Origin of the sequence: Actinomycetospora chibensis, assembly GCF_028737215.1 — a bacterium.
GTDB classification, from domain to species: Bacteria; Actinomycetota; Actinomycetes; order Mycobacteriales; family Pseudonocardiaceae; genus Actinomycetospora; species Actinomycetospora chibensis.
Window position 1 is genome coordinate 170,682 of record NZ_JAQZAM010000006.1, and the last position, 25,196, is coordinate 195,877.

The following is a 25,196-nucleotide window of genomic DNA, read 5'->3' on the forward strand; positions in this document are numbered from 1 at the left end:
GCCCTCCCGGTGAGCCCTGACCCCACCGATCGGCGCGCGGCCGTACTCCGAATGCTCGAGGCGTCACCGGACGGCCTCTCCGACGCCGCCCTCGCCCAGGCGCTCGGCGACGGCACCCGCCCCCAGACGGTCAACCAGCTCTGCCGGCGCCTGGTCGCCGAGGGCGCGCTCGTGCGCGTCGGCACCCGTCCGATCCTCAACCGCCTCCCCACTCCTCCCGCCCGCCGCCGGGGTCGGAAGACCACGGCTACCCCGGGTGCTCCGGACTCGACTCCCGAGGCGCCGCCCACGGAGCTGCGTGCGCGCAGGACCGGCAGCCGACGGGCGGGGACGGCCACGCCGCCGAAGAGCGGCCGCGAGTCCGCCGACCTCACGACCCCCACGCCGGACGCTTCGGAAACCGAAGCAACTCCCGCAACGGAATCGGCCCGACGGGCCCAGAAGGCAAGCCGCGCGAAGAGCGGCCGCGTGACCGCCGACGTCACGACCCCTCCGCCGGACGCTTCGGAAACCGAAGCATCTCCCGCGAGTGAGGCCACCCCCGAGCCGCAGGACACGCCCGCGTCGTCGGCGAAGCCGAAGCGGCGGAAGCAGAGCGCGGCCGAGAGCGCGGCTCCCGCGCCCGACCCCATACAGGCGCCCGAGCACGCCGAGCCGACCCCGGGCGTCGACACCCCGGCGACGTCGCAGACCGAAGCCGACGCCCCGACCTGCGGGCCGCCACCGTTCGACGCGCTGCAGGCGTGGTCGCGGGTGGCGAACGTGCAGGCGCTCGTCGCGGACTGGCTGGTGCGGCGGGGGGCGACGCTGCGCTCGGCCACTCTCGACGGGCAGGGACCGACCCGGGACCTCGTCGCGTCCCTCGACGGCGACGACGTGCACGTCGAGGTCACGGGATGGCCCGCGGACGGTGCACGGACGCATCCGACGACGATCGCCGGCGACTGGTTCGCCGGCGCGGAGCAGGCGGCGGCGCAGCGACGCCGCGCACACCCGCGGGCCCGCATCGTCATCGCGCTGCCCGACACGCGGCGCTACCGCAGCCTCACCGAGCAGCGCGCGACGTCGTTGGCGGGCGCGAATGCCGAGGTGTGGTTCGTCGACCCGGCGGGGTCCGTCCAGGCCCGGTGAGGCTTGCCTACCGGTTCGTGTCCAACGACCCGGGGTAGGACCCCGGTGCCACCACGCGAACGAGAGGGCCCCATGTCCGCCGACATCACCGAGATGATCCTCGACGACCACGACTGGTTCCGCCGCCAGTTCCTGCACCTGGCCGACCTGCGCGAGCAGCCCGAGGAGGCCGAGAAGGTCTGGGACAGCCTGGCGGTCCAGCTCGAGATCCACGCCTCCGCCGAGGAGCAGCACTTCTACCCGTCGATGGCCCGTCGCGCGGACGACGAGGAGGCCTCGGCGACCGAGGACGCGATCGGCGACCACGACGAGATCCGCGCGGGCACCGAGAAGGCGCGTGCCGCGACCGTCGGCAGCCAGGAGTGGTGGGACGCCATCGACGAGACCGACAAGGCGAACAACCACCACATGGCCGAGGAGGAGAGCGACGACCTCGCGCCCTTCCGCAGGGTCACCTCGCTCGCGTTCCGCCAGGAGCTGGGCGCGAAGTTCGAGCAGTTCAAGGTCGAGCACGCCGAGGGTCGTGGTCTGTCCTTCGAGCAGAAGGACGCCGAGGAGTACGTGGAGGCCGTGACCTCCTGACCTCGCCGCCCGGGCTCGAGGGGGTCAGCGCGGCGGGGTCAGCGGCGGGTCCCCGCCCTGGTCGAACCCGATCGGGATGATCGGGGACACGGCGTCGGCGTTCGGCGCGAGGCCGGGGATGTCGGGATCGGTGACGAGCACCGCGGCGGACCCGGCCAGGACGAAGACCAGAAGCGTGGACAGCGCGGGCACGACCCAGCCCGGCCGCTCGCCGCGTGGGCCCTCGGCGCGCGGCAGGGGGACGAGCGCGCCGTCCGGCAGCGGGAAGCCGTCGGTCGGGCACGGGTCGTCCACCGGGCCGGCGTCCTCCTCGTACCGCGGAAGCACCAGGGCCGCGGCCCACGGCAGGGAGCCGGCCTCCGGGGGAGCCCAGAGCAGTGTCGCGTCGGCGCCCTCCGGGTCGGTCAGATGCTCCACGACCGGCGTCTCACGGTCGGCCACGACGATCGTGAGGACGTCGGTTACGTCGTCGCCGAGGCCGTCGGTGATGATCTCGAGCAGCGCGTGCTCGACGAGGCGCGTGAACTCGCCGCGGGTGAGGTAGACCTCGGCCTCGCCCGCGGTCACCACCAGCTCCTCGCCGTCCGAGACGCACATGATGCGGCGGGCCTCGCGCAGCTCGCGGGACAGGTGGGCGGCGTCGCGCCGGCCGACGGCGTCGGAGCGGTCACGCAGCGAATCGGCGAGCTCCGGCGCGACGACCGCGAGCTTGGCGTGCACGACACCCGCCAGCAGGCCGTCGAGGCGCGCGTTCAGGTCGACCGCACCGCCCTCGGCGATCTCGACGCCGTCGTCGGCGGCGCGTACCGGCCACACGGCGAGCTCGTCGCCCCGGGTGTCGACGACCACTGCAGCCGTGCCCGCGGGCGAGCGCGCGAGCTGGTCTCCGGCCCACGCCACCGCGTCGGGCAGCCAGGAGGGGTCGGGCAGGCCCGCGAGGCTGACGGCTTCGGTCAGGACCGCGAACCGGTGCTCGTCGAGGTCGCCGGGCACCACGAGCACGAGGTGGTCGGGCTGACTGCCCTCGGCAGCCACGAGCTCGGCCAGCGAGGCGCCCAGCACCTCGGTGTCACCGTCGGCGAGCTCCGCGTCGATCGCGCGGTACTCGGCCTCGTCCACCCGGATCGCCGCCAGGGAGCCAGGGACGGCTTCCAGCACCATGACCCACCGGTCCACGTCTCCCCCTCCAGCCGCTGTACTCCGAACAGGTCAATCTTCACTCGTCTGTTCAATCGACGAACGCGTGACGTTAGCCGGTTGCCGGGATCTTCACTCATCGGTGATCGAGAGTGATAGTCCGTTCGGCGATTGGGCGAGGACATGTCCGTTAGGCTCGCGCTCCTCGCCCGGGCAGGTGCGCCGACGGGAGGTGTGGTGATCACCGCCGACGCCTCCCCGCGCGCCCGCACCCATCCCCACCTCGTGCCACTGTGGCGGGGGCTGGTGGTCTACCGGGTCGTGGCGCTGGTCGCGGCCGTGGTCAACATCGTGCGCTTCGACGACGAGTGGGCACGCCCGGTGCTCGGGATCGTGGTGGTCGCCGCGATGGCCGTCTGGACCGCGATCTCCTCGCGGCGCTACCTGCGCTCCGGCGACCCGGCCACCGCTGTCGCCGACCTCCTGCTGACCGCGCTCGCGACCGCGTCGACGCTGCTCGTCGACACCCCCGACCGCCTCGCCGCGGGTGGCCCGGTGATCACGACCGTCTGGTCGGCGGGCCCGGTGCTCGCCCTGGCGATCGCGTTCGGGTGGCGGGGCGGGCTGTCCGGCGCGCTGGTCACCCTCGCCGTCCTGTTCGGGGTGCGCCGCGCGCTCGACGCCGACCTGCTCTTCGACGCCCAGCTGCTGCTCGTCGCCGGGCTCGCCGTCGGGCTGGCGGCCGACACGATGCGCCGCTCGGTCGAGCAGCTGCGCGCCGCCGCCGCCCGCGAAGCAGCGACGGCCGAGCGCGAGCGACTGGCCCGCGACATCCACGACGGCGTGCTGCAGGTGCTGGCCCTCGTCCGCCGGCGCGGCGACGAGCTCGCCCGCCACGGGGTCGACGCGCCCGCCGTCGAGCTCGCCCGCCTCGCCGGGGAGCAGGAGGTCGCGCTGCGCCGCCTGATCACCTCGGCGCCCGTGCCGGCGTCCGACGGCACGGTCGACCTGTCCTCGCGCCTCGCCGGCCTGCTGCCGACGCACGCCTCGCTCGCGGTGCCCGCGCACGCCGTGCCCCTGCCCGCGACCGTCGTCGACGAGCTCGCAGCCGTGCTCCGCGAGGCCGTCACCAACGCCGCGGAGCACGCCCCGGACGCCGGGTTGTGGGTGCTGGTCGAGGCCGACGACGACGCGGTCACCGTGAGCGTGCGCGACGACGGTCCCGGCATCCCGGACGGGCGCCTGGAGCAGGCCGCAGCGGAGGGCCACCTCGGCGTCGCGGGATCGATGCGCGGGCGCGTCCGGGACCTCGGCGGCACCCTGTCGCTGCACACCGGCCCCGGCGAGGGCACGGAGTGGGAGATCGTCGTTCCGCGCAAGGAGGCGTGATGGTCCGCGTCATGGTCGTCGACGACCACCCGATCTGGCGCGAGGGCGTCGCCCGCGACCTCACCGAACGCGACATCGAGATCGTCGCCACCGCCCCGGACGGGGCCGCTGCAGTGCGGATCGCGCGCGCCGTGCGGCCCGACGTCGTGCTCATGGACCTGCAGCTCCCGGAGCTCTCCGGCGCCGAGGCGACGGCGGCGATCCGGGAGGCGCTGCCCGACACCCGCGTCCTCGTGCTCTCGGCGAGCACCGAGCACGGCCACGTCCTCGAGGCCGTGCGGGCGGGCGCGTCGGGCTACCTCGTCAAGTCGGCCGGCATGGAGGAGCTCGTCGACGCGATCGACCGCACGGCCCGCGGGCAGGCCGTCTTCTCGCCCGGGCTGGCCGGGCTCGTGCTCGGCGAGTACCGGCGGCTCGAGTCCGAGGGCCCCGACGAGCCGCGCCTCACCCCGCGCGAGACCGAGGTCCTGCGCCTCGTCGCCAAGGGGCTGACGGCCCGGGCCATCGCCACGCGGCTGACGCTCTCGCACCGGACCGTCGAGAACCACGTCCAGAACTCACTGCGCAAGCTGCAGCTCACCAACCGCGTGGAGCTGACGAGGTATGCCATCGAACGCGGTCTGGACGCCGACGAGTGACGGGCCCCGGGGCCGGCCGAGCATCGGCCCCAGCTCGACATGTCCGTACGGACAGGTTGAGGGTGGGGCCATGGCCACCACGCCCGCCCCCGCCCCGATCGGGCGTCGCCCGGAGCTCGGCGGGCGGTTCACCCCCGTGCCCGACGAGATCGACGCCGTCGACCTCCCCGTCGAGGGGACCCTGCCGCCCGAGCTCACCGGGCGCTACCTGCGCAACGGCCCCAACCGGCTGCCCGGCGAGGAGCCCGGCCACCTCTTCACCGCGCACGGAATGCTGCACGGCGTGCGTCTGCGCGAGGGGCGCGCGGAGTGGTACCGCAACCGCTGGGTGCGCACCCGCGCGCTCGAGGGGCACCCGTTCCTGTCCGAGGCCGGCGTCGACCTGGCCGCGGTCCCCGCGAACACCCACGTCATCGAGCACGGCGGGCGGCTGTTCGCGCTGGTCGAGAACGGGCTGCCCTACGAGGTGGACGCCGACCTCGGCACCGTCGGGCCCTGCGACTTCGGCGGACGCCTCACCACGGCGATGACCGCGCACCCGAAGACCGACCCGGTCAGCGGCGACCTGCACTTCTTCGGCTACTCGCCGTTCCCGCCGTTCCTGACCTACCACCGGCTCTCCGCCGACGGCGGCGACCTCGTCAGCCGCGGGGTCGACGTCGCGGGGCCGACGATGATGCACGACTTCGCGGTCACCGCCGAGCACGTCGTGTGGCTCGACCTGCCGATGACCTTCCAATGGCAGCGGATGGCGACGGGCATGCCGTTCGGCTGGGACGAGTCGTACGGGGCGCGCCTCGGCGTGATGCGCCAGGACGACCCCGCGGGCGCGGTGACGTGGTTCGACGTCGACCCCTGCTACGTCTTCCACGTGGGCGGGGCGCACAGCGACGACGACGGGCGCGTGGTGGTGGACGGCGCGCGCTACGCGCCCGCGGACGTCGGGGTGATGTGGGGCGGGCCCGTACCGGGCGACCCCGCGGCGGCCGCCGCGGCGACGGGCGCGGCCCGGATGCACCGCTGGGTGCTCGACCCGCGCGACGGCTCGGTGACCGAGACGGCGCTCGAGGAGCGGGGCGTCGAGTTCCCGACGATCGACGAGGCGCTGGTGGGCCGCCCGGCGCGCTGGCGCTACGCCGTCGCCGACCGCGGGGCGGGCGGCGAGCGGGCCGGCGCCGTGGTCAAGGTCGACAGCGACGGCACTCTGGCCGCCCACGAGCTGGGCCCCGACGTCGTGGCCGGCGAGGCCGTGTTCGTCGCGTCCGAGGCACCCGGGCGCGCCGAGGACGACGGCTGGCTGCTGACGATCACCACGACGCGCGACGGCGCGGCGTCCCGGCTGCTGGTGCTCGACGCGACGGACGTCAGCGGGCCCCCGGTCGCCGCGGTGACCCTCCCCCGCGGCGTGCCCTCGGGCTTCCACGGCAGCTGGATTCCCGACAGGTGCGCTCCGCGCATGTGAGCACTTCGGAGTGCCATGGCACTCCGAAGTGCTCACATGCCGAAGGCACCTCAGTTCAGGTGCGCGCGCCAGCGGCGGGCGTGGCGGCGGAGCTCGTCGGCGTCGCGGGGCAGGTGCTCCGCCCAGTGCTCGAGCAGGGCCGCGGCCTCGCCGAACGCCGCGCGGCGGCCGCGGATCTCGGCCAGCTCGGCGACCTCCACCGCGGAGACCCCGGGCAGGGCGAGACGCATGCGCAGCACCCAGCCGAGCTGGGCGAGGTCGCCGCGCGTCCGGTGGATGCCCCGCAGGTTGGCGAGCATCCGCACGAGCACGGCCTCGCTGCTGACCGGCGCGAGGAAGGCGTCGTCGAACGCCACCTCGGGACCGAGGCCCGTCGACTCCCGGAAGCGGCGCTCGCACTGCTCGCGATCGAGCATCTCCCCGGTGAACGGGTCGAGGTGGCGCGCCGAGCCCACGGGGTGCACGAGGAAGTGCCCCGGCATCCCGACCGGCTCGAGCGCGACGCCCGCGCGACGCCCGACCTCCACGCACAGCACGGCGAGCGTGATCGGGATGCCCGTGCGGCGGCCGAGCACCTCGATCAGCGAGGAGTTCCGGGGGTCGTAGTAGTCCTCGCTGTCGCCGTGGAAGCCCTCCTCGACGAAGAGCCGGTGCACCAGGGCGTCGACGTCGGTGATCCCCACGGCGAGCCGGTCGATCTCGGCGCGCGCCTGCTCCGCGTCGGCGGACGGGTCGGCGGCGCGGGCGATCTCGAGCGCGCCCTCCAGCAGGTCCGGCTCCCCCGCCGCGACGAGGGCGAGGAACCGCTCCACGGCCGCCCGGCGCGCCGCGTCGTCGTCCACCCCGCGCATCCTGCCCCCGCGGGCGCCGCACCGCCGGGTGGTCAGGCGGGCGCGGCGACCGTCCCGCTACCCCGGGTCCAGGTCAGCGCTCCGTGCTCGAAGTTCTGCTGCCGCCCGGTGGGGACGTCGTACTCGGCGCTGGTCGGATAGCCCAGCCGCGAGCCCTCGGCCCCGGCGCCCCGCCAGTGCTCGGCGATGGCGCCGGTCACCGGCCACGCCCCGGTCCGCGGCGACCAGACCACCGTGCCGCGCTCGAAGTCGGTGCGCCGCCCCGTCCCGTCGACGGTCGGCGACTCGACGCGGGTCGGCTCGCCGAGCGCGTCACGGTCGGCCGACCAGGCCGTCCGGACGTCCGACGCCGCCCCGGCGATGAGCGCCTGGACCTTCGCGCGCAGCGGGGCCATCTGGGTGTACGCGATGTCGCCGGGACAGGAGGTGTTCCCGACGTCGCGGTGCGCGAACAGCGCGGGCACCGTCGTCGTCTGACCCTTCGGGAACCGCGAGGTGCCTCCGCCGCTGGAGGTGAGCCGCACCTGCTCGCCGGGGTCGCGGTACAGGCCTCCGAGCTTCCATGCCGCGAGGGCCGCCACGGAGTTCATGGTGGCGGCGTTCGGGGGCAGCGTGGAGTAGTTGCCCATCATCGCGATGCCGAAGGTCTCGCGGTTGAACCCGCCCGCGTGGGCGGCGGTGACGTTGCGGTCGAGCCCGCCCGCGCGTCCCTCGAAGATCGTCCCGTACTTGTCGACCAGGGCGTTGTAGCCGATGTCGCCCCAGCCCTGGCTCTCCGCGTGGTACGCGAAGATCGCGCGGACGATGCCCGGGGAGTCGGCGGGCGAGTAGTCGTTGGACTCGCTGGTGTGGTGGATGGTCACCGCGCGCAGCGCCGGGGTCGTCTGGGGCGGCCAGGTCATCTTCGACTCGTCGGCGCCCCACTGGGCCCGCGTCACGTACTTCGGTGCGGCCGGCCCGCGCGCCGAGCCCATCGACCCGATCGCCTGGTCGTTGCTGCCGACGCCCGGGTCGATCCGCACGACCTGCACCTGGTCGGTCACCGGCTGCCCGGCGCGCATCGCGCGGACCTCCACCCCGGTGCGGTCGCCCACCCAGATCGGGTCGGTCCCACCGCGCCCGGGCGCGCCGGCGTCCTCGCGCTCGCTGCCCGCAGGGTCGAGGTTCGTCCAGGTGCCCCACCGCCCGGCGGCGTCGGTCGAGCGCAGGGACACCGAGTCCGGTGCCGGTCCCGCCCAGGTCACGGCGACGAGACGCAGCGGGCTCTCGCTGCGCACCTGTCGCGCGCCGAGCGCGTCACGGGCACCCGGCGCGTACGTGACGGGCGCGACGCCGGCGGCCACCGGGGCCGCGGGCGGCAGACCGGCGGGCGGCATCACCGCGTGCGACGGGTCGAGCTGCGAGACACCGGTGGGCGCCGGCGGGTCGGGGGGCACCTCCGGACCGGCCGGCTGCGCCAGCGCCGGGCTCGGGAGCAGCAGGGCCCCCGTCGTCAGCAGCACGACGGCCCCTGTCCGCGTCCGCGCCACCCTGCGGGCACGCCCCCTCGGAGCACCGGACCCGACCATCGCGCACACACCTCCGCTCGCGTCGGCGGCATCGTCATGATCCGCCGACGCCCACGATGACCCCCACATGCGCACCACTCGCCACACCACGCGCAGAAGGCGCCCGGTCGGGTGACTTCGCGTCAGCGCATCCCGCTCACAGGTGAGCCTGCGCGAACGTCGCCACCGTCCTCATCGCCATGGCGTCCGACCCCGCGCCGATGGGGCCCGCGACGACGGGGATGAGCTTGGTGACGTTGAGGGCGCCCCGTCGGGTGAAGCGCGAGGTCAGGCGGTAGCCGATGCGGGTGTCCAGCTGCCCGCGCACCTCGGGCGGCAGCCGGCGCAGGCCGTACAGGAGGGAGGCGTTGACGAGGTCGAGTCCCGTGCGCTCGGCGAGCTCGGTGCCGTCGCCACCCAGGACGCAGACGAGCGCCGCCGTCCGGATGACCGGGTCCTCGAGGTCCCGGCCGCGCAGGTGGGCGACCGCCGCGGCGAGGCGCGTGCCGAGCAGGTAGAGCCCGGTCATCCCCGCCGGCGCGGTGACGACGAGCGTCGCGGCGCCCCCGAGGCTGGTCAGCAGGCCCGAGCTGGCCGCGAGCCTGACGTGGCTGCCGACGACCCGGCGCACGGCGGCCTCGACGTCGTCCTCCGTCGCGCGCAACGCGTCCTCGGCCACCGACGCCGCACCCGCGAACGGGCCGATCCCGCCGACCGCGCGCCGCCACAACTCGTCGATCAGGGTGTCGGGCAGACCCCGCGAGCTCGCCACACCGACCAGTGTGTCGGAGGGCCCGCGGCGCGGGCGTCCTCAGGCGAGGAGGTCGCAGGCGGCGGTGAGCGTGCCGGCCCAGCGCTCGCGCGCGTCGCGGTCCCGGGCGCGCTCGAGGCGCACGCGCTGGGTGTCGGCGTGCGCCCAGGCCAGGATCCTCGGGTCGACGCGCGCGCCGTAGAAGGCGTCGACGACGAGCTCGGCGAGGTGGTGGTCCGCGCTCGCGATCTCCTTGTACTCCCAGATCGCGATCAGCCGCGCGGGCGGCTCACCGAGCGCGCCGACGCTGTCGAGCATCCCCACGGCCGTCGCGCCCCCGGGGGCGTCCGGGTGCATGTCCAGCAGCGCCGACCACACCGCGTCGGCGAGGTCGCGCACCGCGTCGCGCTCGAGGTCGCCCCAGGTCGCCCAGTTCTCGGCGATCCGGCCCAGCACGGTGCGCAGGTCCACCCGCTCGTCGGTCAGCGCCGTACGCAGCAACCACGGAGTGAGCGCGCGCAGGTCGTCCGGCGTGCCCAGCGTGTTGCCCAGGGTGAGCGCCAGCGTGAGCGGGTCGGCGTCGGCGACCGACACCTCGCCGCCGTGGCACTGCGGGCAGCCCGCCAGCGACCGGGGGGCCGGGTGCGCCACGAAGGCGGCCTCGAGTCCCCACAGCGCCGCGTCGACACCCGCGTCCGTCTGCACGTCCATCGAGAGAAATCTTCGTCCTCGCAACGCGACACGCTGAGCCGATAGGGCGAATATCCATCAGTGGTGTGACCGAGTGTCGCTCCGCGTACCGCCGAGCGTGTCATGGCGTCCACTCGTCTTGTCGTCGAGGCGCCGGATCTCCACCGCGACACGCCCGGGACGGCCACACAGATCACATCGGCGGGCGTGCGAGGGCGCCGTGGACGAGAGTCGGGACATGCGCTCGCGGCCCCAGGCACTCACTCCCGGTCCCGAGATCAAGACCACCGGCGGCGTCGTCCGGGGCATCACCACGCACGACGTGCACACCTGGCGGGGTGTCCCCTACGCGGCGCCGCCCGTCGACGATCTCCGCCTGCGCGCCCCGCAGCCCGTGGTGCCCTGGGAGGGGGCGCGCGACGGCTCGCGGTACGGGCCGGTGCCGATCCAGGAGCGCATCGGCGAGTTCATCGGTGCCGGCAGACACACGCCGATGGGCGAGGACTGCCTGACGCTCAACGTCAGCGCCCCGTCCACCCCGTCCGACGAACCGCGCCCCGTGATGGTCTGGTTCTACGGCGGCGCGTTCGTCGTCGGGGCGTCGTCGGCGCCCACCTACCGCGGCTACGACGTCGTGCGTCGCGGCGAGTGCCTCCTCGTGACCGTGAACTACCGCCTGGGCGCGCTCGGCTACCTCGACTTCTCCGGCTACGGGACGCCCGAGCGGCCCATCGAGTCGAACCTCGGCCTGCGCGACCAGATCGCCGCCCTGGAGTGGGTGCGCGACAACATCGCGGCCTTCGGCGGAGACCCCGGGCAGGTCACGGTCTTCGGCGAGTCGGCGGGCGCGATCTCGGTGACGACGCTGATGGCCACACCCGCCGCCCACGGCCTGTTCCACCGGGCGATCGCCGAGAGCTCCGCGCCGGGGATGGTGTTCGGCCAGGAGCGCGCGCGGGGCTGGGCCGCGGGGTTCGTCTCCGCCCTGGGCGCCGACGACGACCCGCTCCGTGGCCTCACGACCGCCACCCCGGACGAGCTGCTCGCCGCCGCCCGCATCCTGCGCGAGACCATCGGCGACCAGCCGGGCACGATCCCCACCGCGCCCGTCGTCGACGGTGACCTCCTGCCCGAGTCACCGCTCGACGCGTTCGAGGGCGGCCGGGCGGTGGACGTCCCGCTGATCATCGGCACGAACGACACCGAGGGGCGCCTCTTCGAGCTCCCCCGCATGCGGATGGACGTCCTCGTCAGCGAGGAGCGGGCGTCACAGATGTTCGCGCTCACCCAGCCCGAGCTGCGTGACCAGGTGCTCGCCGCCTACGAGGGCACGGCGCACCGCAAGGACCTCGGCGGGGACTACATGTTCTGGTACCCGTCGGTGCGCGTCATGCAGGCCCACCGCGGGCCGGTGTGGGCGTACCGCTACGACCTCACGACCCCGGTGCTGAACCTGATGGGCGTGCGGGCCACGCACGGCATGGAGCTCTACGCGGTCTTCGGTCTCGTCGACTCGGGCGCGGCCCGCGTCCTGACCGCGCTCGGCGGGCGTCGCCACCTGCGGGCCCTGTCCGAGCGCATCCAGGCCGACTGGGTGCACTTCGCCCGGCACGGCACGCCGGCGGGCCACTGGCCGACCTACGACACCGACACCCGCCTGACGAAGATCTTCGATCGCACCGACCGCGTCGAGTCCGACCCGCGCCGTGAGCGCCGGCTCGCCTGGCAGGGGTTCCGGGGTTACGACTAGGACTTCTGCTGCGGCTTGGCGTTCCGCTTCCGGGACGCCACGCGCAGGGTGATCGCGAGGGCCACGAGCGCCACGACGGCGAAGACGATGCCGAGCACGATGTCCTCGAGCACGAAGAAGAAGATCAGCGCGACGCCCACCGACAGGGCCGTGCCGAGGACCCCGATCCCGACGTTGAGCTTGAGCTCGCTCTGCTTCTCGGGCGCGTGGTCCGGGTCCGCGGCGGGGTTGCGGGCCTTCGGGGTCTTGCCCTGCTCCTCGGTCATGGGGTCCCGGGTACCCGGTCGGGGGCTCCTACAGCCATCCGGGCAGGACGAGCAGGGCCCACGCCAGCAGGGGGCCCGTCACCACGACGATCCCGCTGTAGACGAGCATGCGCCGGTAGAACGCCTCCCGGTCGACGTCGGCCGGTGTGGACGCGAGCACCAGCGCGCCGTTGGTCGAGAACGGGCTGACGTCGACGACCGTGGACGCGACCGCGAGCGCCGCGACCAGCCCGATCGCGCTCACCGCCCCCTGCTGGAGGAACGGCAGCGCCAGCGGGATCGCGACGCCGAGGATGCCCGCCGACGACGCGAACGCCGAGAGCACGCCGCCGAGGTAGCAGAGCAGCAGCGCCGCGATCAGCGGGACGCCGAGCGCGACGATGGCCTGCCCGACGTAGTCCACGGTGCCCGCCTCCTGGAGCACCGCGACGTAGGTGAGCACGCCGCAGACCAGCAGGATCGTGGACCAGGCGATGCCGCCCGCGGCCTCGCGGTGCCCGGCCGGGCAGAGGATCCCGAGCACCACCGCGATCGTCAGCGACAGCACGCCGACGTCGAGGCCGAACGCCACCGTGCCCACCGCGAGCGCCAGGATGCCGATCAGCGTGAGCACCTGGGCGCGGTCGACGGGCGGGGCCTCCTGCTGCTCCCCGGCGTCATCCCCGCCGTCCTCCCCGGCGTCCTCCCCGGTGTCCTGGCCCTCCGGACCCCCCACCGGGACGTGGTGCACCACCCGCACCCCGGCCAGGGACCGGCCGCCGAGGACGACGAAGAGCACCGCGGCGATCACCAGGTTGATCACGAGCGGGGCGAGGAAGAGCACCGTGGGGCTGAACGGGATCCCCGTCGGGCCCACGACGCCGGCCACGAAGGTGCCGTAGACGCTGATCGGGGAGAAGGCGCCCGCCAGCGAGCCGTGGACGACCATCATGCCCATGAGCAGCAGGTCCACCCCGTAGCGGCGGGCGAACGGCATCGCCAGCGGCGCCACGATCGCGACCGCGAACAGCGCGCCGATCGCCGAGAACACCGCGGACAGGGTGAAGAAGATCCACGGTGCGGCGACGAGATGGCCCCGCACGAGGCGCATGGACCAGCGCACCAGCAGGTCGACGGTGCCGTTCTGGTGGGCGACCGCGAAGAGGTAGGTCAGCCCGAGCAGGATGAGGAACAGATCGCCGGGGAACCCGGCGAGCACGTCGTCGAGGCTCATGCCGACGACGAGCACGCCGACGCCCGCCGCCGCCACGAACCCGAGTGCGCCGAGATTGATCGGCAGCACGGTCGCGATCACGAACATCGCGACCAGCACCACGATGGAGACGACCACCGGCGTCACGCGCTCTCCTCCCGCCGGGCAGGCCACCCCGCCCGCCGAGGGGAGGATTCGCCCATACGGGTGGTCGCGGCGTCAATCCCGACGCGCGGGTACGCCCGATCAGCGGCGTCGCCGCAGCCCCGAGGCCCGTCCGATGGGTCGGGCGATCGCGGCCCGGACGGCGTCCTCGCTGCCGACGAGCCGCACCATCGTGCGGGCACGGGTGACCGCCGTGTAGAGCAGCTCGCGGGTCAGCAGCGGCGACTCGGCGGGCGGCAGGATCACCGAGACGCGGGCGAACTGGCTGCCCTGGGCGCGGTGCACCGTCATCGCGTGGACGGTCGCGATGCCGTCGAGCAGGGCCGGCGCGATCTCCACCGGCGCCCCGCCCCGGGCGAACACCGCCCGGGCCCCCCGAGGCGTGGAGATCACCACCCCGGTGTCGCCGTTGTAGATGCCGCGGTCGTGGTCGTTGGCCGTCACCAGCAGCGGGCGTCCGGGGTACCACTCCTCGTCGCGGTCGGCGACGGGCCCGGCCTCGAGCATCCAACGCTCGACGTCGGCGGCCCACCGGGTCACGCCCCACGGGCCGCGGCGGTGCGCGCACAGCAGGCGGTGCTCGTCGAGGCGCGTCAGGGCGAGCGACGCGTCACCGTCGAGCGCGGCGAGTTCGGTCTCGGCGGCGCCGCCGACGACCTCCTCGCGCAGCTCCCGCAGGCCGCCCGGGTCGCGGGTGGTGAGGTCGGCGTCCTCGACGAAAACCACGTCGTGGTGCCCGGCGCGCAGGGCGGCGACCGCGGCGTCGGCGTCGCCCTCGCGGATCGCGGCGGCGAGCGTGGCGATGGTGCCGTGGAACCGCCAGGTGCGGTCCAGCACCGTCACCCCGCCGCGCACCGGCGGGCCCGGCGCGCCGACGCGCTCCAGGGCCCGGTCGAACACCGGCTCCGGGTCGGCGGGCGCGGCGACGAGGTCGCCGAGCACCGCGCCCGCCTCGACCGAGGCGAGCTGGTCGGGGTCGCCGACGAGCACGAGACGTGCGTCGGGGCGCACGGCCTCGAGCAGCCGGGCCATGAGCGTCAGCGACACCATCGACGTCTCGTCGACCACCACCACGTCGAAGGGCAGGTGCCGGTGGCGGTCGTGACGGAACCGCGACGACCCGCGGATCGGCCCGAGCAGGCGGTGGATCGTCGAGGCGGACAGCCCCGTGATGCGGGCGCGGTCGGCGGCCGGGAGGTCGACCTCGGCGAGCGCCTCCGACAGCCGCGCGGCCGCCTTGCCCGTGGGGGCGGCCAGCGCGATGCGCAACGACGGGTCCTGGTCGCGCAGCACCGCCAGGAGCGTCGCGACCGTGGTGGTCTTGCCGGTGCCGGGGCCGCCGGCGAGCACGCTGGTCCAGCGCAGGGTGCACACGGCGACGGCGCGGCGCTGGGCATCGTCCGGGGCGCCCTCGCCTCCTTCGCGGGCGCGGAAGAGGCGGTCGAGCGCGACGTGGAGCCGGTCCTCGTCGACGTCCGGGGGCGGGGCGGCCGCGCGCTGCCCGAGTGTGGCGCGGACCTGCTCCTCCTGGCGCCAGTACCGGTCGAGGTAGAGCAGGCCGTCGACCAGCCGCAACGGGCGCCCGGCCGCGGTGGCGGCGTCGTCGGCGACCAGGGGAGACGCGGCGACAGCCGCCGTCCACGGGACGGGGTCGGGCCACGGCAGGTCCGAGGTGTCGACGACCTCGTCGCCCTCGGCCAGCACCGTACGGTCGACGGCGGCGAGGTCCAGGCAGACCGATCCGGCCCGCAGCGCGCGCACCACCAGGGCGGCGGCGAGCAGGACCTGCTCGTCGTCCTCGCCGCCGAGGCGCCCGAGGCGGCGCGCGACATGGACGTCGGTGGGCGCGAGGACGCCGCGCGCGTTGAACGCGGCGAGCAGGCCCGTGGCCCGCGTCGCGAAACGGATGCCGTCCTCGGCGAGGAGGTCGCCGGCGACTGTCGGCGCGCTCACCGCGGGCCCCCGTCGAGCAGGGAGCCGAGCTCGACGACGAGCGCGGGCGGCGGCGACCACGCGAAGACCCCGCACGTCGTGCCCCCGACGACCGGGGTGTCCGGGCCGCACATGCCGCGCAGGAACAGGTAGAGCACGCCCCCGAGGTGGGTCGCGGGGTCGTAGCCGCGCAGCCGCCAGCGCAGGAACCGGTGCAGCGCGACCGCGTAGAGCACGGCCTGCAGCGGGTAGTGCGCGCCGATCATCGCGGTGGCCATCGCCGTCGGCCCGTAGTGAGCGGCGGTCAGCGGCTCGCGGCCGGTCGGCCCCACCGGCCCCAGCCAGTTCGTCTTGTAGTCGACGACGACGAACCGCCCGTCCGGGCCGCGCAGGACACCGTCGATGCTGCCGGTGAGGTAGCCGCGCAGAACCTGGTCGCCGAGGCCGTGCGCCTGGTGCTCGAGGGCGTCGGGGTAGGCGGCGAGCGGGTCGTCCGCGGGCAGGTGGCGCCGCAGGAGCGCCGCGACGGCGGCGAGCGTCACCAGCGGCGTGTCCGCGCCCGCGCGGTCGCCGCCGGCGAGCGGGAGCTCGAAGTCGAGCTCGGCGAGCCGGTCGGCGGGGGTGACGTCCGCGAGGCTGGCCGGGCCGCCGCGCGGCAGCGGCGTGCGCATCACCGGCAGGAGCGCGTCGGCGAGCGTCGTCGCGTCGACGTCGGCGTGCGGATGGTGGCGCAGCTCCTCGGTGGCCGCGGCGGCGAGCGCGGCGTGCAGATCGCCGGTGGCGGTGTCGACGGTCTCGAGCACGGAGTGCACGAGCGTCCCGAACGCCGCCCCGACCGGCAGGTCCGCCATCGGGGACGGGACGGGCTCGACGTCGTCGGGGGTCGGCGCCGCGGCGTCGTCCGGGTCGTCCTCGTCGACGATCGTGCGTTCCTCGGGCTCGCTGACCGGGGCACCGGCGTGCGCGCCGGCGGTGAGCGAGGAGTACGACGAGCGCCGCCAGGCGAGGTCGAGGGGGCGGTCGAACGGGGCCGCGGCCAGGGCGTGCGCGTGGCCCGCGGACGGGACGAAGGGCACCGCCGTGCGCGGCTCGACCCGCTCGACGGCGATGTCGTCGCCGGCCAGCACGCTGAGCTCTGCGAGGACGCGCTCGTCCTCGACCACGGGGTAGGCGCCGTCCGGGCTGGTGCCCGGGGCGGGCCGGCCGAGGAACAGGCGCTGCACCGCGGAGTTCGCGGTGGTGGTCGCGGGCGCCCACCAGCACACGACCTGGCCCTGCGCGCGGGTCAGCGCGACGTAGAGCAGGCGCAGGTCCTCGCCGTCGTCCTCGGCGCGGGCCGCGGCGACGTGCTCGGGCCACGCGGGGTCGTCCTGCCCGCCGACCGCGCGCACCCGGTGCCCGTGCTCGTCGTGGTGGGTGACGACGGTCGGGGTGTCGGAGACCCAGCGGTCCCACCCGAACGGCACGTAGACCACCGGGAACTCGAGGCCCTTGCACTTGTGCACGGTGAGCACCTGGACCGCGCTGGCGTCGGACTCGAGCCGCCGGCTGCGCTCGGGACGCAGCTCGCCGGTACCCGCAGCGGCCTCGGCCATGCGCACCCGGAGCCACTCGACCAGCGCGACGACGCCGAGACGCGACTCGACCGCCGCGGCGTGCAGGACCTGGCCGATGTGGCGGATGTCGGTGATGCGCCGCTCGCCGTCGACGCGGGCGAGCACCCGCGCGGCCAGCCCGGTCTCCGCCGCCACGGCCTCGAGGAACGCAGCGACGCCCCGGTCGTGCAGCGCGGCGCCCCAGCGGCGCAGCATCGCGCCGACCTCGGGCAGGACGGCGTCGGCGTGGGCGTCGAGGTCGGTGGCGGCGTGGCCGAGGAACACCGTGAGCGCGGCCGCCCGCACCCGTCCCGTGCGGCCGGGCTGCTCGACGGCCTCGAGCAGGGTCAGCCACTCCTCGGCGCTCTCGGTGGCGAACACGCTGGTGGCCCCGGCGAGGACCGAGGGCACGCCGGCGGCGGCGAGGGCCTCGCGCACCAGGCCCGCCTGCGCGTTGGTGCGCACGAGCACCGCGACGTCGCCCGGTCCGAGCGAGGGGTCGTCCCGGCCGTCCTCCCAGCGGGAGTCGGCGGCGACCAGCTCGGCGATGTCGGCGGCCAGATCGGCCGCGATGCGCTCACGGACCGGGCCGACCATCGGGAGCCCGGTCTTCCAGTGCGCCCGCAGACCGGCGCGCGGCAGCACCCGCAGGCGGAACGGCGCCGGCCGGGGCGCGCCGACGAGCCTGCGCGCCGGGTGGGCGGACCCGACCCGCGGCACGACGATCTTCTCGTCGCCCAGCGCGGCGCCGCCGAACACGGTGTCCAGGGCGCGGACCAGCGGCTCGTCACTGCGCCAGTTCGTCGTGAGCCCCTCGCGCGTGCCCGCGGTCTCGACGGCCTGCAGGTAGCTGACGACGTCGGCGCCGCGGAAGGCGTAGATCGCCTGCTTGGGGTCGCCGATGAAGGTCAGCGCCGTGGGCCGCTCCGCGGACTCCTCGTGGAAGGCGGCCCGCAGGATGTCCCACTGGATGGGGTCGGTGTCCTGGAACTCGTCGACCAGCACCACCGAGAACCGCGCCCGCAGCCGCGCGCGGGCGGCGGCGCCGAGCTGCGGATGGCGCAGCGCACGGTGCAGGCGCAACAGCATGTCGTCGAACGTGAACAACCGGCGCCCGCGCTTGCGCCTCTCGACCTCGGCGCGCACGGCCTCGGCGAACCCCGCCCGCGCCCCCGCCGCGTCGGGGGCGTCGCGCCCGGGCTCGATGCGCGCGCCGGGGTCGTTGACCACGGCCTGGCCGATGGCCAGCGCCGTGGCGCGGTCGAAGTCGGGGGGCTTCGCACCGGGGACGGCGTACTTGCGCAGGTAGAAGTCGTCGACGACCTCGGTCACCACGTCGTCGATGCGCTCGACGAACGTGCCGTCGGGATCGGTGTCGCCGACGATCCCGAGGCCGGTGAGCATGTCCTGGCAGAACTGGTGGGTGGTCGCGATCGTGGCGGCGTCGAAGCCCGCGAGCGCGGCGCCCAGCCGGGCGCGCCGGAGGGCCACGACGGCGTCGTCGCCCTCGGCGAGGAGCCGGATCACGGGGTCGTCGTGGCGGCGCGCACCCGCCGGGTCGGCCAGCGCGCGTTCGGTGGCCACGAACCGGCCCCGCACCCGCTCGCGCAGCTCGCGCGTGGCCTCGCGGCCGAACGTCACGAGCATGACCTGCGGCAACGTCGCGTGACCCTCGGCGACGTAGCGGGCCGCGAGCGCGGCGATCGTGTACGTCTTGCCGGTGCCCGCGCTGGCCTCGAGCACCGTGGTGCCGCTCGGGAGGTCGCCGCAGACGTCGAAGGGGCGCGTGAGCGTGGCGGTCATCGGCTGCCCAGCTCCTCGGCCTCGCGCACCGGCGTCCACAGCCGCGTGGCCAGCCCCGCGAACCGGCTCGGCGCCTCGCCCGTCGCCGCCCCGACGAGGTCGTCGAGCAGGCGGCGGCGCCCCCAGACGAGGACGTGCGCGGGGTCGTCCTGCTCGCCAGCGTAGCGATTCGTCCACTTGTCGCGCGCCCGGTTCATGGCCGCGCTCTCGCCCTTCGTCGCCCGCGCCTGGGCGTACGCCTCCGACGTCTGACACATCAGCGGCAGCGGCTCGAGCATGCCGTCGGTGTGCAGGGCGAGGAGGTCGGCGAGCACCTTCTGCGCCACCTCGGGCTCGAGCGGCCCGAGAGTGGAGACGGCCGTCGGCTTGTCCCAGGAACCGCGGCCGACGGTGACGGCCCGCCAGCTGCGGTCGGGGTGGGCGGCGCTGAGCGCGAGCAGGCCGATCCACGCGCGTAGCCGGTGCTTGGGCGCCAGCCGGGAGAACGTCACGGTGACCAGCGTCGACTCGTGCACCCCGGCGACGGAGCCGACGAGGGTGTCCGAGGTGATGTCGACGTCGGTGGCGGCCGCGTCGCGCAGCCCGGTGACGGCGGCGGTCAACGGCTCGACCTGACGGCCGATGTCGCGCACCAGACGGTCGCCGAGCGGGCCGGGCGGGAGATCCCCGCGCCGGCGCTCCGCCTCCATGCAGGCCACCACGTCGCGGCCGTCGAGCCGGTCGCGCAGCAGGCGCTCGCCGATCGCCCAGCGCGCGAGGCCGTCGGGCTCGACCGGCACCGCCTCCGCCGTCTCCTCCTCCTCGCCGCGGGCGAACACCCCGAGGCGCTGGCGCAGGAACGCCCGCACCGGGTGCTCGACGAACCGCACGAGGTCGTCGAGGTCGAGCGGCCCGCGCGGGCGCGCCGGCAGCGGGCCCGGCAGGAACGGCACGACGGCCGAGCGCTCGGCGCGCAGCGCGCGGGTGCCGGCGAGGGCCGCGCCGTCGAAGGAGAACGGTGCGCTGGCGTCGAAATCGCCCGCGTCGAACGGCTGGAGCGGATTGCGCCGCGTGAGGTGGTCGCGAGCCAGCTGCCCGTCGGCGAACGCGAAGGTGGCGTCGAGGGTGTCGAGCAGCTCGCCGATCGGCACCGCGGGCGGCCGGTCGGCGCCGGTGCGCTCGTCGGCGCCGGAGTGGACGACCACCAGGTGGTCGGTGGCGGCGACGATCGCGTCGAGCAGCAGCTGGCGGTCCTCGGCGGCGGGGTCGCGCTCGCCCACGCGCGGGTCGCGGGCCAGCACGTCGTCGCCGTCCGCGCGGGTCTCGCGGGGGAAGACCTGGTCGTCCATGCCGAGCAGGCACACCACCCGGTGCGGCACCGAGCGCATCGGCATCAGCGTCGCCACCGTGAGCGTGCCGGTGCGGAAGTTGGCGCGGGTGGGGCGCCCGGCGAGGCGGTCGGCGAGCACCGCCCGCACGTCGTGCAGCGTCATCGTCGGGTCGTGCGGGGCGCTCTCGAGCACCGCGGTGAGCTCCGCGCGCGCCTGCGCGAGCTGCCACGCGTCGGCCGGGACCGTGGCCGTCAGGCCGTCGAGCCCCCGGCGCAGGGCGTCGATCCACGCGGCGAGGGGCTTCTCGCCGCGCAGGTCCTCGAGCACCGCGCCCACGCGGTCGACCAGCTCGCCGAGGCGCCCGACGCGCTCGGCGTCGCCGGAGTCGACCTCGTCGAGCGGCAGCGCGTCGCCCAGCCAGTCGCCGCCGTCGGCGGACATGGCCACGCCGACCAGGAGGCGGTCGAGCCCCTGCGACCAGGTGTTCTCGCCGAAGCGCGCGAGCGAGAACGCCGCACGGTGCGGCGCGTCGAGCCCCCAGCGGACCCCGGCGCGCTCGGCGAGCTCGCGCAGGCGCGGGAGGTCCTCGTCGTCGAACCGGAAGCGGCGGCGGACCGGGTCGGACTCCGCGAGGTCGAGCAGCTGGGAGGCCGTCACCCGCGCGTCGGCGAGGTCGAGCAGCGTGGCGAGCGTGCCGAACAGCGGGTTGACCTCGCGCAGCGAGCGGTCGGCGAGCCGGACCCACAGCCGGTGCCCGGGGTGGGCGGTCGCCTCCCCGTCACCCGGCCCGAAGGACGCCGTGACGAGCGGGGCGAACGTCTCGATGTCCGGACACAGCACGATGACGTCGCGCGGCTCGAGCGTCGGGTCGGCGCGCAGGATGCCGAGGATCGTCTCGCGCAGGACCTCGACCTGCCGGTCCGGACCGTGGCAGCGGTGCACGCGGATGCTGCCGTCGTCGACCGCGGGGCGGGCCACGGGTGCGCGGTCGTGGCGCAGGTCGTCCTGGAGCTGGGCGAGCAGGGTGGTCGGCGTCGTGGCCGCCGCGTGGTGCCGGTCGGTGCGCGCGGCGCGCCCCGGGCGGGAGAGGCGCAGCTGCAGCTCGCGGACGTCGCGCCCGAGGCTCGCGAGCAGGGGGTGCGCCACCGCCTGCGCGCTCGTGTCGTCGGCACGCCGGCTGCCCTCCCACCCCTCGAGGCTCGTCCAGAGCGCGGGCGAGGGGTGGGGCAGCCAGAGGTGGACGTCGTGGTCGACGGCGAGGGCGTCGAGGACGGTGAGCTCGGTGTCCGAGAGCCGGGTCGCCCCGAACAGCGAGAGGCGTGCCGGGAAGCGGCCTGCGGGCACGCGGACGTCCGCGACCGTCTCGGCCGGGCTCACCGTCGCCACCCGCGCCCGCAGCCGGCGCCACAGCTCGGGCTGCCAGCGAAGGTCGTCGGGCGTCTGCGTGTCGTCCCCGTCCGCCCAGGCGCGGACCAGCGCGGGCCGGTGGTCGGCGTAGCGGCTGAAGAGCCGGGCGAGGTGGCGCGCGGCAGCGAACCGGCGCCCGCGTCGCGTGTCCCCCTGGTCGCCGACGCCGAGGAAGGCCCCGAGCGGCGCGCACCACGGCTCCTCGGCGCACTCGTCGATGGTCTCGAGCAGCGGCCACACCAGGCGCTCCGGACGCCACGGGTCCTCGTCCGGGACGGCGAGCACGCGCCCGACGACGTCCGCGGGCGACGGGAAGACGACGTTGGCGCACACCCCGTCGTCCCCGCCGGTGACGCCGAGCCGGTGGGACAGCCGCTGCGCGAGCCATCGCTCGATCCCGCGCGTCGGGACGGCGACGAGCTCGGGAGCGAAGGGGTCGTCCGGCGGGTCGGCGAGCACGTCGGCCAGGGCCTCGACGAGCCGGTCGGCGCGCTCCGCCCGGTGTACGTGCAGCACGCCCCCACCTCCCCCTGGCGACCCGATCCTGCTCGAGTCGCGACGCTAGACGAGGGGGCCGACAGCGTTGCCCGCCGGGCTCGTGCGTGTCTTGACCTCGACCTTCCTCCAGGCCGCAGCCTCGGGTGCGTCGTCCGGCGGAAGGAGTGGCCATGCGTGCGGTGCTGGTGGAGGAGTTCGGTGGGCCCGAGGTGCTGCGTCCCGTCGACGTCCCGGATCCGGAGCCGGGACCCGGCGAGGCAGTGATCGCCGCGTCCGCGTCCGACGTGATGTTCCTGGACACGCTGCTGCGCTCGGGGTGGGGCGAGGGCTTCTTCCCGGTCCGCCCGCCCTACGTGCCGGGGAGTGGTGTGGCGGGAACCTGCGCCGGGCGCCGCGTCGTCGCCGACACCAAGCAGGTCGTGAGCGGGTCGGAGATCCCGGTCGGGGGTTATGCCGAGCGAGCTGTGGTGCCGGAGTCGGAGCTGATCCCGATCCCCGACGGCCTCACCGACCAGCAGGCCGTGTCCCTGCTGCACGACGGTCCGACGCTGCAGTCGCTGCTCGACGCCGTGGCTCCGTCTCCGGGCGAGCGGGTGCTCGTCCTGGCGGCCGCCGGCGGCGCCGGGGTCCTGCTCGTCCAGGAGCTGACGCGGCGCGGGGTGCACGTCGTCGGAGCGGCGCGGGGTTCGGTGAAGACGGAGCTCGTGCGCTCGCTGGGCGCCGCGGAGGTCGTGGACTACGGGTCCCCGTCGTGGACCTCCCACGTCGGCTCCGTCGACGCCGTGCTCGACGGCGCCGGCAGCGCGCTCGGACGGGCGGCGTTCGCGATCGTGGCCGACGGCGGCCGCTTCGTCTCCTACGGCACGGCGGGCGGTGAGTTCGCGTCGCCCGACCCGGACGAGGCTGCGCGTCGGCGCATCGCCGTGACGGGTCTGACCGACCTCCCCCGCCTCGACCGCGCCGCCCGGCGAGCACACGTCGAGCGGACCCTGGTCGAGGCGGCGGAGGGCCGCTACCGGCCGGTGATCGGCCAGACCTTCCCGCTCGAGAAGGCCTCCGACGCCCACGCGGCCATCGCGGCGCGTGATGCGGTGGGGAAGACGCTGCTGGTGCCGTGAGGCCCGGGGTGGGCGTGGCGAGATCTGCACTTCTGGAGCGGGCGTTCCGCTGAGCGGAGCGTTCGCTCGACGGATCGGGATCTCTCCACGGATCGGGATTTTCGATGTGCGGCAGGGGGCGGGGTGGGGCGCGACGAACCGTGTCCTGAGGACACGGTTCCTACTTGGGGGGGAGGGGTGGGAGGGAGGCGACGATCCGCTCGGCGACCCGGAGCGCTCGGCCGCAGGGATCATTCGCCTGCCCGTCCGAACCCAGCTCGTACTCAGAATGATTCAGGATGAAGCCCTGGTTCTCAGCCGTCCCGACGGTGACTGTGCAGGAGATACTGTCGGGCGCACTCTGCTCCACGGTTGCCGGGAGTGGACCGACCGTCATGGGGCGGAACAGGGCGAACTGCCTAACCCTGTAGGTATCAACGAGGACATCTCTCCCGGGGACGAGAATGAACGACAGCGCCCGCGCACCGTTGAGCCCTTCTCGGTCACACAACCTGTCCCCGGTCATGAGGGTCTGAACAGCGCCCGCCGCCTCGAATCCGAGTTCCCGCCAGCCCCGTGCGTCCAACGGCCCAGCGCACGGGTCTTGGCGTAGTGGGCGAACGTCGCGAGGAGACTCCACCGGCGGCGCGCCGAAGCGATCGACAGTGGAGGCCGGAGGCGAGGGACTTTCTTGCGCGCAAGCGCCGAGGACGAGCAGGAGCGCGACGAGCACGCCAGCTCGTTTCATGACAGCTGACGCAGCTGATCTTCGTTTTCTGCGTCGCCGGCCCGATAGGCCTCGAATCCTGCGCGAAGGGATTCGATCATTCGCGACACTTCTTGAATTCCGTCGTCAAGCGCCTGCATGAATGAAGTGGCCCCGCCTGTGGCTACCTGACCCAACAGCTGAGCGGCGTCAAGACTGACCTGGTCTCGCGCTGGAGGGTTCACCTGCCCGAGCGCTTGGGCCTCGTTCTTGATGCTCCGGAGTTCCTCCCGAGCCTGCTCCAACTCCCGGATCGCCTTCGGCGCCCGGGCGATGTCCACGGCGAACGACCCGCCGACGGGTTGGGTCATCGCGTCGCCCTCCTCCTGATCACCGACAGCTCACGCTAGCCACCGATGCCCCGCCGTGGGTGCGATTCGAGCGAAGATCCAGGGTTCGGTGACGAACCCCCGCAGATCTGCAGGGGTTCGTCACCGAGACAGCGATCTACTGCCGCTCCGCGTTGGCGTGCACCGCGTCCCGGACGTACTGGGCGAGCCCGGGGGCGATGTCCTCGTACGTCTTGGTGAAGCGGGGGTCGGAGACATACATGTCCGAGATGCACGCGTGCATCTCGGCCGGGCAGTCGTAGAACCACCGCGTGATGTGCCGGCGGTGGGCCTCCGCGGCGTCCACCGCCGCCGGCCCGTTCGCGGGCTCACCCGCCTGCAGCGCGGCGACGAAACGGCCGTGGATCTCGTCCATCTCGGCCTTGATCGCCTGCCAGTCGGCCTTCGTGTACTGCGAGGTGCGCTGCTGGGAGTGACGCCACGCCTCCGTCTCGCCCCACCGCTCGCGCGCCTCCTCCTGGTACTCCTCCTTGTAGTCCTCGCCGAACAGTTCGCGCTGCTCGGCGGGGGTCAGCCGGATGCCGGACACTTCTGCCTCCAGGGCTCGGTCGATGGCCGTGACGAGCTCGCCGAGCTCGTCCAGCCGGGACATGACCGCGGCGCGCTGCCGGCGCAGGTGCCCGGCGACGTCGGCCTCGGGGTCGTCGAGGAGGACGGCGACCTCCTCGAGCGAGAACCCGAGCCGCCGGTAGACGACGACGTGCTGCAGGCGCACGAGGTCCTCGTCGGTGTAGAGCCGGTACCCCGACGCACTCCGGCGGCTCGGGCGCAGGAGCCCGGTCTCGTCGTAGTGGTGCAGGGTCCGGACCGTCACCCCGGAACGCTCGGCGACCTGGCCGACCGTCAACGTGGTCGTCCCCGGTGCCGTCTCGGTCATGGGAACCACC

The 25,196-nt window shown here is 74.8% G+C and carries 20 protein-coding genes; 7 read left to right on the plus strand and 13 right to left on the minus strand.

Features of this window, described 5'->3' with window-relative positions; all coding sequences use genetic code 11:
* Positions 1-51: 51 nt before the first annotated feature.
* Together PH189_RS11235 and PH189_RS11240 are read left to right on the plus strand one after the other, a co-directional pair.
* Positions 52-1,131: a hypothetical protein gene (locus tag PH189_RS11235; protein ID WP_274188866.1), complete on the plus strand. Its 1,080-nt coding sequence runs from the start codon at positions 52-54 to the stop codon at positions 1,129-1,131.
* Between the two features lie 72 nt (positions 1,132-1,203).
* Positions 1,204-1,713, plus strand: a complete 510-nt coding sequence (locus PH189_RS11240; RefSeq protein WP_274188867.1) for a hemerythrin domain-containing protein — start codon at positions 1,204-1,206, stop codon at positions 1,711-1,713.
* A gap of 24 nt (positions 1,714-1,737) precedes the next feature.
* Here the strand turns inward: PH189_RS11240 and PH189_RS11245 are convergent, their stop codons facing one another.
* Positions 1,738-2,889 carry a hypothetical protein gene (locus tag PH189_RS11245; protein WP_274188868.1) on the minus strand — a complete coding sequence of 384 codons (1,152 nt, stop codon included), beginning with the start codon at positions 2,887-2,889 and terminating at the stop codon, positions 1,738-1,740.
* Positions 2,890-3,087: 198 nt separating this feature from the next.
* Here PH189_RS11245 and macS point away from each other — a divergent pair, with 198 nt between their 5' ends.
* From macS to PH189_RS11260, 3 genes are all read left to right on the plus strand, one after another.
* Complete coding sequence (gene macS, locus PH189_RS11250) at positions 3,088-4,239, plus strand: MacS family sensor histidine kinase (RefSeq protein ID WP_274188869.1); 1,152 nt, start codon at positions 3,088-3,090, stop codon at positions 4,237-4,239.
* On the plus strand, positions 4,239-4,877 hold the full coding sequence (locus PH189_RS11255; RefSeq protein WP_274188870.1) for a response regulator: 639 nt from the start codon (positions 4,239-4,241) through the stop codon (positions 4,875-4,877). The genes macS and PH189_RS11255 overlap by 1 nt, the downstream gene beginning before the upstream one ends.
* A gap of 70 nt (positions 4,878-4,947) precedes the next feature.
* Entirely contained in the window at positions 4,948-6,339 is a 1,392-nt protein-coding gene (locus tag PH189_RS11260; RefSeq protein ID WP_274188871.1) for a carotenoid oxygenase family protein, read from the plus strand.
* Between the two features lie 50 nt (positions 6,340-6,389).
* Here the strand turns inward: PH189_RS11260 and PH189_RS11265 are convergent, their stop codons facing one another.
* The 4 genes from PH189_RS11265 to PH189_RS11280 form a co-directional block, all read right to left on the minus strand.
* Positions 6,390-7,181 carry a SirB1 family protein gene (locus PH189_RS11265; RefSeq protein WP_274188872.1) on the minus strand — a complete coding sequence of 264 codons (792 nt, stop codon included), beginning with the start codon at positions 7,179-7,181 and terminating at the stop codon, positions 6,390-6,392.
* Between the two features lie 41 nt (positions 7,182-7,222).
* Positions 7,223-8,692 (minus strand): N-acetylmuramoyl-L-alanine amidase, encoded by a 1,470-nt coding sequence (locus PH189_RS11270; RefSeq protein ID WP_274188873.1) that lies wholly within the window; start codon positions 8,690-8,692, stop codon positions 7,223-7,225.
* A gap of 202 nt (positions 8,693-8,894) precedes the next feature.
* On the minus strand, positions 8,895-9,509 hold the full coding sequence (locus PH189_RS11275; protein ID WP_274188874.1) for a hypothetical protein: 615 nt from the start codon (positions 9,507-9,509) through the stop codon (positions 8,895-8,897).
* Between the two features lie 39 nt (positions 9,510-9,548).
* A complete protein-coding gene (locus PH189_RS11280) occupies positions 9,549-10,199 on the minus strand; it encodes a hypothetical protein (RefSeq protein WP_274188875.1) in 651 nt (216 codons plus the stop codon).
* Between the two features lie 199 nt (positions 10,200-10,398).
* Between PH189_RS11280 and PH189_RS11285 the strand changes: the two genes are divergently transcribed.
* A complete protein-coding gene (locus PH189_RS11285) occupies positions 10,399-11,928 on the plus strand; it encodes a carboxylesterase/lipase family protein (RefSeq protein WP_274188876.1) in 1,530 nt (509 codons plus the stop codon).
* Here the strand turns inward: PH189_RS11285 and PH189_RS11290 are convergent.
* From PH189_RS11290 to recC, 5 genes are all read right to left on the minus strand, one after another.
* Entirely contained in the window at positions 11,925-12,194 is a 270-nt protein-coding gene (locus tag PH189_RS11290) for a hypothetical protein (protein ID WP_274188877.1), read from the minus strand. The genes PH189_RS11285 and PH189_RS11290 overlap by 4 nt on opposite strands.
* A gap of 28 nt (positions 12,195-12,222) precedes the next feature.
* On the minus strand, positions 12,223-13,533 hold the full coding sequence (locus PH189_RS11295) for an SLC13 family permease (protein ID WP_274188878.1): 1,311 nt from the start codon (positions 13,531-13,533) through the stop codon (positions 12,223-12,225).
* 99 nt (positions 13,534-13,632) lie between these two features.
* Positions 13,633-15,504, minus strand: a complete 1,872-nt coding sequence (gene recD / locus PH189_RS11300) for an exodeoxyribonuclease V subunit alpha (protein ID WP_274188879.1) — start codon at positions 15,502-15,504, stop codon at positions 13,633-13,635.
* A complete protein-coding gene (locus PH189_RS11305) occupies positions 15,501-18,881 on the minus strand; it encodes a UvrD-helicase domain-containing protein (protein ID WP_274188880.1) in 3,381 nt (1,126 codons plus the stop codon). The genes recD and PH189_RS11305 overlap by 4 nt, the downstream gene beginning before the upstream one ends.
* Positions 18,878-22,114 (minus strand): exodeoxyribonuclease V subunit gamma, encoded by a 3,237-nt coding sequence (gene recC / locus PH189_RS11310; RefSeq protein ID WP_274188881.1) that lies wholly within the window; start codon positions 22,112-22,114, stop codon positions 18,878-18,880. The genes PH189_RS11305 and recC overlap by 4 nt, the downstream gene beginning before the upstream one ends.
* 152 nt (positions 22,115-22,266) lie before the next feature.
* Between recC and PH189_RS11315 the strand changes: the two genes are divergently transcribed.
* Positions 22,267-23,214: a zinc-binding dehydrogenase gene (locus PH189_RS11315; protein ID WP_274188882.1), complete on the plus strand. Its 948-nt coding sequence runs from the start codon at positions 22,267-22,269 to the stop codon at positions 23,212-23,214.
* Between the two features lie 160 nt (positions 23,215-23,374).
* Here PH189_RS11315 and PH189_RS11320 read toward each other — a convergent pair whose 3' ends face one another.
* From PH189_RS11320 to PH189_RS11330, 3 genes are all read right to left on the minus strand, one after another.
* The gene (locus tag PH189_RS11320) at positions 23,375-23,926 is read right to left on the minus strand and encodes a DUF3558 family protein (RefSeq protein WP_274188883.1); all 552 of its coding nucleotides are present in this window, start codon (positions 23,924-23,926) and stop codon (positions 23,375-23,377) included.
* Between the two features lie 11 nt (positions 23,927-23,937).
* Entirely contained in the window at positions 23,938-24,270 is a 333-nt protein-coding gene (locus tag PH189_RS11325) for a PE domain-containing protein (RefSeq protein ID WP_274188884.1), read from the minus strand.
* A 136-nt stretch (positions 24,271-24,406) separates the two neighbouring features.
* A complete protein-coding gene (locus tag PH189_RS11330) occupies positions 24,407-25,186 on the minus strand; it encodes a MerR family transcriptional regulator (protein ID WP_274188885.1) in 780 nt (259 codons plus the stop codon).
* Positions 25,187-25,196 lie beyond the last annotated feature (10 nt).

What these genes read in the sequence shown, in the direction of transcription:
- PH189_RS11325 (WP_274188884.1), bottom strand. Translation starts at nt 24,270, where the DNA reads ATGACCCAACCCGTCGGCGGGTCGTTCGCCGTGGACATCGCCCGGGCG.
- PH189_RS11315 (WP_274188882.1), top strand. Translation starts at nt 22,267, where the DNA reads ATGCGTGCGGTGCTGGTGGAGGAGTTCGGTGGGCCCGAGGTGCTGCGT.
- PH189_RS11280 (WP_274188875.1), bottom strand. Translation starts at nt 10,199, where the DNA reads ATGGACGTGCAGACGGACGCGGGTGTCGACGCGGCGCTGTGGGGACTC.
- PH189_RS11290 (WP_274188877.1), bottom strand. Translation starts at nt 12,194, where the DNA reads ATGACCGAGGAGCAGGGCAAGACCCCGAAGGCCCGCAACCCCGCCGCG.
- PH189_RS11240 (WP_274188867.1), top strand. Translation starts at nt 1,204, where the DNA reads ATGTCCGCCGACATCACCGAGATGATCCTCGACGACCACGACTGGTTC.
- PH189_RS11235 (WP_274188866.1), top strand. Translation starts at nt 52, where the DNA reads ATGCTCGAGGCGTCACCGGACGGCCTCTCCGACGCCGCCCTCGCCCAG.
- PH189_RS11255 (WP_274188870.1), top strand. Translation starts at nt 4,239, where the DNA reads ATGGTCCGCGTCATGGTCGTCGACGACCACCCGATCTGGCGCGAGGGC.
- PH189_RS11305 (WP_274188880.1), bottom strand. Translation starts at nt 18,881, where the DNA reads ATGACCGCCACGCTCACGCGCCCCTTCGACGTCTGCGGCGACCTCCCG.
- PH189_RS11330 (WP_274188885.1), bottom strand. Translation starts at nt 25,186, where the DNA reads ATGACCGAGACGGCACCGGGGACGACCACGTTGACGGTCGGCCAGGTC.
- PH189_RS11260 (WP_274188871.1), top strand. Translation starts at nt 4,948, where the DNA reads ATGGCCACCACGCCCGCCCCCGCCCCGATCGGGCGTCGCCCGGAGCTC.